Below are 7,137 nucleotides of genomic sequence, written 5' to 3' on the forward strand. Positions count from 1 at the left end.
TGAGCCTAGGATGGAGACCCAAACAATAGCCTGATTCTACTGGCATTTCTTCTCTTTCATTGAGTCGAGGAGGATCAAGGCTATGACGGAGTCATTGTTCTGGCTTTCAGATGAGGCGTGGAAAACACTTGAAACACATCTGCGAAGAACCAGCGCGGTGTGCCTTTGAAAGTTCACTGGCAGGCAACAGTCAAAAGAGATAAGAGAATTTTTCACCTCTGCGAGATAGAACTCGCCCTTAGATATGCCAATCCGAAATGAGGCCATAAGCGATTATCGATTGCTCCCACGGACTGAAGGACGTTCAAAATAAAGAGAAAATCATTAAATTGCGACAAACAACAACGTAAATTTCTTCAGATACATTCTGAAAAAGGTAATTAATTATTAATATTTACCAGGAAAGTAAATGACAAAAACGCTTAATATACTTGGAATTCGAGGAATACCAGCTGCTCATGGCGGTTTTGAAAGCTTTGTTCAAAATTTCGCTCCTTTCATGCATAATAAGGGATGGGCCGTCGTTGTCTATTGTCAACACGATTCTCGTGATCCAAATACTCCAAAGTCAGGAAGTGAAGACATTTGGCAAGGTATACGGCGTGTTCATATTAGTGTTCCCGGTTCTGGACCATTATCAACTATCCTTTTTGATTTAAAAGCTACGTTAAACGTACTAAACCGGCCAGGAATAGACTTAGTATTAGGATACAACACTGCGATATTCATAATCCTACAACGAATTTTTCGGCGGACCGTGCTCATTAATATGGATGGGATAGAATGGCATAGAAGAAAGTGGGGCCGATATGCAAAGGTTTGGTTTTGGGCAAACGAATGGCTTGGGCTGAAACTAGCAAGCGTGCCCATTGCTGATCATCCGGAAATTGCAAAGCATCTATACAAAAGAGGCTGCAAAGAATCAATTGTCATCCCGTATGGCGCTCACAGAGTAACAGATGCAAACAAAGATTTGATCGCACAGTACAATTTGGCGCCACGTGACTATTTCATTTCGATAGCTAGGATCGAGCCTGAAAATTCATTACTCGAAATAGTTCAAGCGTATACGAAATCAGGAGTCGCTGAAAAACTTATTATCCTTGGGAATTTTTCTCCAGAACAGAATCAATACCATCGAGCGATCCAGAAGGCGGCAAATTCCAATGTGGTATTCTTGGGCGCAATATATGAAATTGAGACAGTCCAATCGTTGCGATTTCATAGCTTGGCTTATATCCATGGGCACCAAGTTGGGGGGACAAATCCATCTTTGGTTGAGGCCCTTGGTGCGGGGAACATAATAATTGCCCACGACAACAAATTCAATCGTTGGACTGCGGGACGTCACCATCTCTACTTTAGCAACATAATTGAATGCGCGGAGGCGATTATTAAAGTAACAGCGGATGTAGAATTAAGAAATTCTGCCCATAAGGAAAGCCTAAAACTGCACGATATCAGGTATCGCTTCGAGATAATTCATTCGGAATATTTATCAGTGATATCAAATTCGTCGGGTCTCTAACTATGTGATCAGTGTCTGAGAAGCTCTGTATATGTAGTAAATTTCGTCAGCGCAGAATTGCCTGAACAGGGACAACAAAGATGGATTTGTTAATCGAAAATAGACGTGCGAGTGAAACACGAATCGATCGAAATATATACTTAGCGGTTGTTTCCTTTATATTGCTTGCTCCAATAGCATCGGGGCTTCGGGGGTTTTCCAGCGGCTTTGGCCGGCTGGGAATCGGAGCGACAGATTTAATCTTCATTACAACATTTCTTATGTGTTTTCTTCGACGAACGAAATCGATTATACTATATTTAATTATTTATATGTTGATATATTCTTTTGTTGTGGCGGTCGCTGCGCAGCCTTACCCAGATCTGTTCGTCGCGTATCAGGGCATTAGGAAATCTCTCATGTGGCTAATGGCTATCTTTATAGGGTCTGTATTGTCAATCGAGTATAGAAGCAAGATATTATTCTGGGTTTTAGTTTCCTGTACAATAGTCTGCGCATATGGAGTTAAGCAATATTTTGCGATCGGGGAATTTGATCAGCAACTTTTGGCAGCCCAGTCGGCGTCCGAGTACGCGAACAAGATCTCCGGCGCAACTCGTGCGACGTCCGTGTTGTCGTCTGGATTTCATTTGGGGATGGCCGGATGTTTGGTGATCGCAATTATTCTTTTCGACGAAAGGCCAAATACTATCTTCAGATGTGTTCTCCTTGGCATAGCCGCATTTGCAATCTACGCGTCCTTGACTAGGACGTTCTTGATTATTTCGCTAATGTTGCTGATCGGAAAATTAGTCGGTCGAAATTTGCCAAGAGTATATTATATTTCCGTCTTTGTTGTTCTGATTATTTTATTATGCGCCTGTTTTGATCTTGATGTGCTGGGGGGAATTATCGACGCCGTGCTGGATGATTCACGATTTTTAAATAGAGGAGAAAGTTATGTGCAGTTCCTGGAGTTCATGAAGGCCTCTCCGAGTGCCCTTCTATTGGGTTTTGGGCCTGGCTCAGCAGGTAGTACTCTCGGGACTGACTTCATCGATATTGGGGCGGCATGGATTGAGCCACACAATATATTTCTCAAATATACATTCGAATTTGGAGCGATTGTTACAATTATTTTGGTGATATTAATCACACAGACTGTTTTAAAAGACCGCACGGGTAAGGGGCTTGTGAGCTTATCTTCCTCTCTCCTATTTATTGTGACTGTTTCAGGGCTAACAATAACGTCGGTAGAGGCTTGGCCAATTACATTGTATATTGGTTTTATTATTGGGTGTTCTGTGCCCTTTAATTCGTCCTTACAGTTCTCGGGATCAGTTGATAATGGCTAGGGTTTCGTTGATTTGTGGGTTCTATAATCGACCTCATCTTGTAAAAAGAACGTTGACCGGATTAATGGAGCAGAGTTTCGATGACGTCGAATTTATTATATTTGACGATCGTTCTACCGATAATACTTTGTCGATGATAAACGACTTCGTGGCCGCAAGCGGAGACACTCGGTTTCGCGTGGTTGCACATGAGTGCAATATGGGTTTAACCAGAGGACTAATTCAAGCGATAGCATCCTCAAAATCAGAATATGTCGCCATCCATGACGCCGGCGACTACTCACTCCCTCAGCGCCTGGAGCGACAAGTAGAATCATTGGACAGGAACCCAAACGTTGGCGTAGTTGGGACCCACTACGTAAATTATATCGAGCGAAACGGAATTGTTCGCGTACGGCGCCCGAACGCAAATGAAGCAGATCTAACTTCAATAATTCGCGATCCTTGCTTTACACATGGGGAGGTGATGTTTCGTCGAAAAATGTATGAGGATGTTGGGGGATATAGGCCGTTTTTTAAATATTCCCAGGATAACGATCTTTGGCTTCGAATGATAAAACAGTGCCAATTTCTTACTGTTCCGGAGGTTTTGTACATCCGATGTATCGATTTCGATGGCATATCATATAGCTCGGACAGCTTCGCAAGGCAGTCTGCATATTTTATTCTGGGAAAGTATGCTGCACAGGACAATCAACTTGATCAACGTCTTGATGCCATCAGCACACAGGTAGATGTGTTCGAATTCGTATCCAAAATGCATCCGCATGTTCAAAAAGTGATTATCCGTGGAGCCCTCCGTGCGCTTGCATTCGGTTCGCGAGATGGAGCTACGAAGATTGCCGAAAGCCACATCGCAGACTCAACTTCGAGAGCCGCTATATGCGCACTTTCCTGGGTTCTTGGGTTTCCCTTAATCGCTAAAGGAAGCATCGCCGGGAGGAAGATATTTACGCCTCGCAAGGTACGCCGCTATATAGACGTGATGCTTTTGCGAACGTGATTATATTGTGGGCATCCGGTCATTGGGGCTTCAGGGGTTTATTTACCGGTGAACTTGCGCCGTTGGGACCTTGGTAATCCCCCCCCGCAAGTGGCAGTGTTCACGTTTGACTCGTGATGAGATGCCTGTTGAAGAACAGGTTCAACGTGATGTCGAGCATATGATGGGTCTTTGAGAAACGCTTGGACCGGCGGTTGAAGCGGGCGAGATTATCCCTGATCGAGGAATTGGATGCCTCGATCAGATGGGTTTGCGCCTTGGTTTCGGTATGCGGTTCGCTGACGTCATGGCGCTCGAAGGCCAACCGGTAGCAGGAATTGGCATCGGTATAGATATGGCTGATGTTTCCGACCGCCTGTTTTGCCAGTTGATAGATGGCAATCGCACGCCGGACGCCTTTGTCACCGATATGATAGGCAATCACCCGGCCAAGCCTGCGGCTGAACGCCGTCCAGATGACAGCGCGCTGCTGTTTTTTTGAACGAATGTATAGATTTCGTCCATCTCGATGACATCGGGTGGATTGTCGGCGGCAGGCTTTGCTTCGCCAAGACGGCGCTGAATGCTGTCGTGTTCCTTGCGTATCCAGCGCAAGACGCCGGCAGGAGAGGCGCCGACAAAGCGGGCAATCTTGCGAATGCCGACATTGTTCAAATACATGTCGATGGCCTGTGCTTTCGTTTCAGCGATGAATTTCGGCGCCCGGTCGGTGCACCAGCGGCCGCAGGTCCGGCAGCGATATCGTTGAGCCCCGAGTTTGAAGCCGGCCTTGCGCAAATCCTGGCCGTGACAGCGTGGGCATTCCATATCGGCATCCTCCCCAAATCACTCAAATCTACGGAAGTAGAATCGCAAAGGGGGCAGTTGTAAACACTGCCCCGCAAGTTTGCAGACGTCAACATAGGATTTTGCTGATCTGAACCTGATCTAAACCCTTCAAACTGGACCGATGTTGGTTAGAGTTTTCCGTTGATTTTTCCTGGCTGGGAAAAGAACGGAAGACGATGAATGTATCGCAGTTTTCGGACGCGCAGAAGGCGTTCATTCTGAAGCAGGGCGATGAAGGGGTGACAGTTGCGGAAATCTGCCGCAAGGCGGGATTAGCCAGGCGACCTGCTTCAATTGGAAAAAGAAATATGCCGGTGTGTTGCCGCCAGAGATGAGGAAGCTGAAGCTGCTCGAGGACGAGAATTCGCGCTTGAAGAGACGGTGCGCCAAATACTGCGATCCGATGAGATTGACTTTTCCTACGAGCGAGAACGCCAGCCATTGCCGAAGACCGGGGCTTGGAAGGCCGAGATCGAGCGCTTTCTGGCCGCGAACGAAGGCAAGCCCTCTCGTGAACGGCTGACGCTGATCCGGATTTACGAAGAGCTTCGGGCGCTGGGTTAAGACGGCAGCTACGATGCGATCCGGCGCTATGCGAAGGGATGGTCGAAGGATTGAGGGGCCGTGACAACCGAAGCCTACGTGCCGCTCTACTACGCGCCCGGCGAAGCCTACCAGTTCGACTGGAGCCACAAGATCGTCCTGATCCAGGGGTAACGACGACGGTGAAGGTCGCCCATGTCCGACTCTGCCACAGCCGGATGATGTTCGCGCGGGCCTATATGCGTGAGAGCCAGGAGATGGTGTTCGACGCGCATGACAAGGCCTTCGACTTCTTCCGTAGCACCTGCACGCGCGGTATCTACGACAACATGAAGACGGCGGTGGAGGCCGTCTTCATCGGCAAGGAACGGCTCTACAATCGTCGCTTCCTGTAGATGTGCAGCCATTATCTCGTCCATCCCGTAGCTTGCACGCCTGCATCCGGCTGGGAGAAAGGACAGGTCGAGAACCAGGTCGGCCTCGTGCGGGAACGCTTCTTCACACCACGCCTGAGGGTCAAAAGCCTGGAGGAACTGAATGTCTGGCTGCTCGACAAATGCATTGCCTATGCCAAGGCTCATAGCCATCCCGACCAGACGGGACAGACGATCTGGCAGATGTTCGAAGCCGAGCGAGGCAGCCTCGTGCACTATGCGGGGCCGTTCGACGGCTTCCATTGCGTGCCAGCGTCAGTATCTAACACCTGGACCGTCCGCTTCGACAACAACAAATACTCGGTTCCATCGACGGCCGTTGGCCGCCCTGTCGAGGTTCATGCCTATGCGGATCGGATCGTCATCAAGCAAGATGGGGTGACGGTCGCCGAACATCGGCGCAGCTTTGGCGTGGCGAGACCGTCTACAATCCCTGGCACTATGTGCCTGTCCTCGCTCGCAAACCCGGTGCCTTGCGCAACGGCGCTCCCTTCCGCGAATGGGTTTTGCCAGTCGCGATGGAGACCCGACGCCCGGAGATCGATGTGTCGGGGATTGCCGCCAGGCATTCGCGCGTCACGTCATCGGCGATATTGAGCACGCGAAACCTCCTTGCGCAGGCAAACTGGTCGTGGACGAAATTCAGCGACCAGCGGGCATTGGCCTTCGCTTCGACTAGGATCGGCGCACGCGTGCCGACGGCACGCCGTCTGGCTTTCCGCTTGCGGACCGACAGCCCTTCCTCGCAGTAGAGCCGGTAGATGCGATTGACCCCGGAAGGCTCCCCATCTCGCCAAAGCAGAATGAACAGCCATCGGTAGCCGAAACGTCGTCGCTCATTGGCCAGATCGCGCCCTGATCGGCAGATGCCAGGCCGATCTTCNGCGCGGAGCCGGTCGACGAGCATAGTAGAGCCGGTAGATGCGATTGACCCCGGAAGGCTCCCCATCTCGCCAAAGCAGAATGAACAGCCATCGGTAGCCGAAACGTCGTCGCTCATTGGCCAGATCGCGCTGCCTCGTCCGCAGTTCGACCTCAAGCGGTCTACTGGAGCGATAACGGGCCATCTTGCGGTCGGCAGATATGATCTGGCAGGCCCGTCGCCCGAGAGGCCCATCACGGCCTTCAGATGCGCAACGGCGTTGCGCTTGGCGGCAGGCCCTACCATTTTTGTGAAAGAAGCTCATGAAGAGCGGCAACATCCAACATCTGCTCGGCCAACAACTTCTTCAGCGTGGCATTCCCGTCTCCTCAAGCGCCTTCAAACGTTTGGCCTCGGAGACTTCCATGCCGCCGTATTTGCCTTTCCAGTTATAAAAGGTCGCTTCCGAAATCCCGTGCTTGCGGCAGAGCCCAGCCACCTTCGCGCCAGCCTCCTGCTCCTTCAGCGCTGCAATAATCTGCTCTTCCGTAAATCTCTGCTTCTTCTTCGTCCGTCCTTAATGAGCCGGACTCTAATCCATTCTG

5 protein-coding genes and 4 pseudogenes are annotated in these 7,137 nt (G+C 49.8%); 5 read left to right on the plus strand and 4 right to left on the minus strand.

Translation table 11 applies throughout. The features are described from left to right. The first annotated feature begins 409 nt into the window (after window positions 1-409). The 3 genes from ASC86_RS25420 to ASC86_RS25425 all read left to right on the plus strand — a co-directional run bounded on the left by ASC86_RS25420 (window position 410) and on the right by ASC86_RS25425 (window position 3,865). The gene (locus tag ASC86_RS25420; RefSeq protein ID WP_082510440.1) at window positions 410-1,528 is read left to right on the plus strand and encodes a DUF1972 domain-containing protein; all 1,119 of its coding nucleotides are present in this window, start codon (window positions 410-412) and stop codon (window positions 1,526-1,528) included. Window positions 1,529-1,608: 80 nt separating this feature from the next. Then, window positions 1,609-2,862 (plus strand): hypothetical protein, encoded by a 1,254-nt coding sequence (locus ASC86_RS23990; RefSeq protein WP_156387179.1) that lies wholly within the window; start codon window positions 1,609-1,611, stop codon window positions 2,860-2,862. Further along, window positions 2,855-3,865: a glycosyltransferase family 2 protein gene (locus ASC86_RS25425; RefSeq protein WP_082510442.1), complete on the plus strand. Its 1,011-nt coding sequence runs from the start codon at window positions 2,855-2,857 to the stop codon at window positions 3,863-3,865. The genes ASC86_RS23990 and ASC86_RS25425 overlap by 8 nt, the downstream gene beginning before the upstream one ends. A 100-nt stretch (window positions 3,866-3,965) precedes the next feature. On the opposite strand, the gene ASC86_RS26370 is transcribed toward ASC86_RS25425, so the two are convergent. Beyond that, window positions 3,966-4,352, minus strand: coding sequence for an IS1 family transposase (locus ASC86_RS26370; protein WP_348270778.1), 387 nt, complete (start codon window positions 4,350-4,352; stop codon window positions 3,966-3,968). Further along, window positions 4,286-4,672 carry a hypothetical protein gene (locus ASC86_RS26825; RefSeq protein ID WP_056327198.1) on the minus strand — a complete coding sequence of 129 codons (387 nt, stop codon included), beginning with the start codon at window positions 4,670-4,672 and terminating at the stop codon, window positions 4,286-4,288. Before ASC86_RS26825 ends, ASC86_RS26370 begins: the two co-directional genes overlap by 67 nt. Window positions 4,673-4,869: 197 nt before the next feature. Here ASC86_RS26825 and ASC86_RS25430 point away from each other — a divergent pair. After that, window positions 4,870-5,072 (plus strand): annotated as a pseudogene (locus ASC86_RS25430) (transposase); the annotation flags it as partial. Next, a pseudogene (gene istA, locus ASC86_RS24010) lies at window positions 5,072-6,194 on the plus strand (IS21 family transposase); the annotation flags it as partial. The pseudogenes ASC86_RS25430 and istA, both read left to right, overlap by 1 nt. On the opposite strand, the pseudogene ASC86_RS26050 reads toward istA, so the two are convergent. Both ASC86_RS26050 and ASC86_RS25435 read right to left on the minus strand, forming a co-directional pair. Beyond that, window positions 6,191-6,417: pseudogene (locus tag ASC86_RS26050) on the minus strand (IS3 family transposase); the annotation flags it as partial. The pseudogenes istA and ASC86_RS26050 overlap by 4 nt on opposite strands. Window positions 6,418-6,554: 137 nt before the next feature. Next, a pseudogene (locus ASC86_RS25435) lies at window positions 6,555-7,070 on the minus strand (transposase); the annotation flags it as partial. Window positions 7,071-7,137: the final 67 nt, after the last annotated feature.

It is taken from the genome of Rhizobium sp. Root1212, assembly GCF_001424985.1.
Taxonomy (GTDB): Bacteria; Pseudomonadota; Alphaproteobacteria; order Rhizobiales; family Rhizobiaceae; genus Pararhizobium.

Excerpts from the sequence above, each read along its gene's own strand:
- ASC86_RS25425 (WP_082510442.1), top strand. The coding sequence starts at position 2,855 with ATGGCTAGGGTTTCGTTGATTTGTGGGTTCTATAATCGACCTCATCTT.
- ASC86_RS26825 (WP_056327198.1), bottom strand. The coding sequence starts at position 4,672 with ATGGAATGCCCACGCTGTCACGGCCAGGATTTGCGCAAGGCCGGCTTC.
- ASC86_RS25420 (WP_082510440.1), top strand. The coding sequence starts at position 410 with ATGACAAAAACGCTTAATATACTTGGAATTCGAGGAATACCAGCTGCT.
- ASC86_RS23990 (WP_156387179.1), top strand. The coding sequence starts at position 1,609 with ATGGATTTGTTAATCGAAAATAGACGTGCGAGTGAAACACGAATCGAT.